The sequence below is a fragment of the Jeotgalibacillus marinus genome (genome assembly GCF_040801915.1).
Lineage (GTDB): Bacteria > Bacillota > Bacilli > Bacillales > Jeotgalibacillaceae > Jeotgalibacillus > Jeotgalibacillus marinus.
The window spans coordinates 1-2,950 of the sequence record NZ_JBFMIA010000047.1; the positions used below are offsets into that span (position 1 = coordinate 1).

Sequence of the window (2,950 nt, forward strand, 5' to 3'; positions counted from 1 at the left end):
ATGGAACCGAATGGGGGAAGTGTCTTCAAACGGTCAAGAGGTTGAATGGACAACGAACACCTATCACCAGTTTGACGGGAAAAACAACGATGTGGTCCAACTTCAAAATGGTCGCTTGTTAAACGTTCATGAAGATCATGAAAGTGATGAGATTCGATATAAATTGGGAAGCTATGACGAGGAAGAAAATCGTGTCGATTGGAGGGATAATCCACTTGAATACTTAGATATCAATGAGGTTTCTACAGACATAAATTATCATAGGGGAGAGCGTTATATTGATGTTTTAAGTCCTTCTATTACTGTGTTGGATAATGGTCTTGTATTGGCTGTTAGTTATACTAATCACGAGGTATCAGGATCAAAAGATCTTTGGTACCAACTAGGTGAGTATTATGATTATCAAATGTATTGGACCGATCCTGTTCAATACGATACTGGTCACAGACCTTCAGTTGCTACACTTCCTAATGGAGAAATCCTAGAAGTGCATGACAATCATGGGAATTTGTATTTTAATAGAGGAAAATTTGAAAACGGTGAAATTGATTGGTTTAGCATTGGAAATAAATACGATACCGGTAATTCTGCTGATGTAGAGATACTAGACAATGGAGATATTGTTGAAGTTCATCAAGGAGGAATATTGAATGAGACTGTATATTACAATTACGGACATCAAACAGAAAATGGTTCCATTTGGTGGGATACGATTGGTGAAAAATATGACGGAGGATATAGACCAAATATCGCGTCATTGAAGGGAGGTTATGTGTTAGAGACACACGTTAGTAACTCAAAGACTAATAGCCACCTATGGAAAAATGTAGGATTTACTCAAAATCAAACGATAAACTGGTATAGTGGTGAAAATCAAAAATTTGAATTTAATGATTCGAGTAATCCAGTATCATTGCAACTGGATAATGGGTTTATTTTAACCATGTTTGATAATAAAAAGACTGGAACAACATGGAACTATATGTCTCAACTGTTGTCCAACATCGGAAACGGACCTCTAGGGCAAGACTACTATCATCGATGGGAAGGTAATACCTATAGCGAGTTTGACGGGGAAAATAATGATGTCGTCCAACTGCAAAATGGGTACCTGTTAAATGTTCATGAAGTGCATGATAGTGATATTGGTCTGCGCTATGTATTGGGACGCTATAAATATGAACAGTCGAATCGTGTCGTTTGGTGGACATGTAGATGGTGAGTTGAAGAATGTCCACATAGAAGAAACCTCACAAATTGTGCGGCTGCATTGTTTAATTTTTTGTTAATTGATATAATGCGTTTATTATTATGAAATATTATTCCCTTGATCCTGTGTTGTTGACGCAACATAGGATCTTTCCCGTTCATCTTCTTGTGGCTGTTCCAAGCCATGATACACAACACAAGAGCGGAACACCTAAAATATGAAACTCTGATATATTCCACTTCACCATTGCATTATGTATCGCAATTAGCAAATCATTCACTCACTCACCTCTCTTCAATGGCGGTGATCAATTAATATTTCAATTCAATCATTTTTCGACTTTCAATACCTTCCGTTTACGCAATTCTTGGTACAGTTTTGTTTTTGATATTCCTGTCAATTCCTCAATTTCCTTCACTGTATGTTTTTCTGCATCGTACAAAGTTATCGCATGATCAATCACGCTTCTCTTCGTAGGTTTCCGACCGCCCTTTCTTCCTTTTGCTCGTGCGGCTTTTAATCCTGCTTTTGTTCGTTCACTAATCAAAGCGATGGAAATTCGTCTCACTTAGTTTCAAATTTAGGTCCCTCCTTTTTATTAATTATATCTTTTTTCTGTTTTTTAGAATAGTTAGACATTTTATCGGATGCCCGTGACAAATGAGCTAGCTAATACTTTACCTATTTGTTACTACGCATTTCAAGTTGTATTTAAAGAGTTTGACAATAGAGACCTTTCTTCTGAGGAAATTAAAGCAATGTTTGGTCCGTCTGAGACAGGAATTATTCGAGAGAATCTTACGAGTTTAAATAAAGAACAAGCAATTGAGATGTATTCTGCAAAGTATTTTGAGAAACACTCACAATTAGTTGAACAAAACACTGACATTGATCATCTAATTCGGTATATAAAAGACATGGGGATGAAGCTTGGTATTGTTACAGGAAAAGCAAAAAGGAGTTTAGATATTTCTTTAAAAGCACTTGGGATGGAAGAACGATTTGATGTCATTATTACCGGGGATGATGTTGAAAAACCGAAACCTCATCCAGAGGGAGTAAATAAGGCATTATCTCTTCTAGGTGTGCAGAACGATGAAGCAATTTTTATTGGAGATAGTGAGGCAGATATACTTGCAGGAGTTCAAGCAAATGTTTATACAATTGGAGTACAATGGTTACCAGATTATCAAACCTCGGATTTTGTCACAAAACCAAATCAAGTAATTAAGAGTATTAATGAATTTAAACAATCTATAAAAGGCATATAATCCGTAGTTTGGGCCTCGTGACAAGGCTGGAATGCTACAAACAGACTGTGAAAGCCTACAGCAAGAACACAACCATAAGGAGCTGAAGAATCTCCATCGAATCATGTTCAAATGATCAAAAAGTTATGCAACCTTTTTTGAAAAGGTTGCATAACTTTTTTGTTGAACAACCACTGATATATCAATGGTTTGATAAAAAAACGATCAATATAAAAGGTTGCAAATCATGTCAAATGAGTCCTTCCTACGCGCGTGCGAGGTGTTGCGTCATGACCCTGTCGATTACCCGCTTTGTGTCTAGTGGAAAGGTCGGAACGCTACAGACGGACTATGACAGACACGCCAGCTATATACATTCTTTAAGAGTAAAAAAAACACCTTCTTTTTTAACAACCGAGTTTCTTGGCTGCATCTTCTAGCCCTTGTCTAGCCTGAGCCATTAGCTCATTGACGATTTCAGCTGCAGGCA

Annotated in this window: 3 protein-coding genes; 2 read left to right on the plus strand and 1 reads right to left on the minus strand. The window is 37.2% G+C overall.

Annotated elements, in window-relative coordinates:
• Positions 1-1,222 (plus strand): hypothetical protein (locus AB1471_RS16690; RefSeq protein WP_367780890.1); only part of this gene is annotated, 1,222 nt, incomplete at its 5' end.
• A 316-nt stretch (positions 1,223-1,538) separates the two neighbouring features.
• Here the strand turns inward: AB1471_RS16690 and AB1471_RS16695 are convergent.
• Entirely contained in the window at positions 1,539-1,778 is a 240-nt protein-coding gene (locus tag AB1471_RS16695; RefSeq protein ID WP_367780891.1) for a hypothetical protein, read from the minus strand.
• Between the two features lie 85 nt (positions 1,779-1,863).
• On the opposite strand from AB1471_RS16695, the gene AB1471_RS16700 reads away from it, so the two are divergent.
• Positions 1,864-2,481: an HAD family hydrolase gene (locus AB1471_RS16700; protein WP_367780892.1), complete on the plus strand. Its 618-nt coding sequence runs from the start codon at positions 1,864-1,866 to the stop codon at positions 2,479-2,481.
• The last annotated feature ends 469 nt before the right edge of the window (positions 2,482-2,950 follow it).